Genomic DNA, 958 nt, shown 5'->3' with positions numbered 1-958 from the left:
GGCAGCCGCGTGATCGTGAAGGCCGACGGCGTCTATCTGTGGGACTCCGACGGCAACAAGATCATCGACGGGATGGCCGGCCTCTGGTGCGTGAACGTCGGCTACGGCCGCAAGGAGCTCGCCGATGCCGCGTATCGCCAGATCCAGGAACTGCCGTTCTACAACACGTTCTTCAAGACGACGCACCCGCCGGTGATCGAACTGTCGGCGATGCTCGCCGAAGTCACGCCGGCCGGCTTCAACCATTTCTTCTATTGCAACAGCGGCTCGGAAGGCAACGACACCGTGCTGCGACTCGTGCATCAGTACTGGCGCGTGCAGGGCAAGCCGCAGAAGAAATACGTGATCTCGCGCAAGAACGGCTATCACGGCTCGACGATCGCCGGCGGCACGCTCGGCGGGATGGGCTACATGCACGAGCAGATGCCGTCGAAGGTCGAGCACATCGTGCACATCGACCAGCCGTATTTCTTCGGCGAAGCGCAGGCCGGCGAGACGCCCGAGGCGTTCGGCCTCGCGCGTGCGCAGCAGCTCGAGGCGAAGATTCTCGAGCTCGGCGCGGAGAACGTCGCCGCGTTCATCGGCGAGCCGTTCCAGGGCGCGGGCGGCGTGATCTTCCCGCCGTCGACGTACTGGCCGGAAATCCAGCGCATCTGCCGCAAGTACGACATCCTGCTGGTGGCCGACGAAGTGATCGGCGGCTTCGGCCGCACCGGCGAATGGTTCGCGCACCAGCACTTCGGCTTCGAGCCGGATCTGATCACGATGGCCAAGGGCCTGACGTCGGGCTACGTGCCGATGGGCGCGGTGGGCATCCACGAGCGCGTCGCGCGCCCGATCATCGACAACGGCGAATTCAATCACGGGCTCACGTACTCGGGCCATCCGGTCGCGGCGGCGGTGGCGGTCGCGAACCTGAAGCTGCTGCGCGACGAAGGCATCGTCGAGCGCGTGAAGC

1 protein-coding gene is annotated in these 958 nt (G+C 65.6%); it reads left to right on the top strand.

Annotated elements, in window-relative coordinates; genetic code table 11:
- On the top strand, positions 1-958 hold a 958-nt coding region (locus HW466_RS30935; protein ID WP_151007292.1), incomplete at both ends, for an aminotransferase.

This window comes from Burkholderia territorii (genome assembly GCF_902833055.1).
GTDB classification, from domain to species: Bacteria; Pseudomonadota; Gammaproteobacteria; order Burkholderiales; family Burkholderiaceae; genus Burkholderia; species Burkholderia territorii.
The sequence above is the reverse complement of the archived record's forward strand: the minus strand, read 5'-3'. Positions and strand labels throughout refer to the sequence as shown.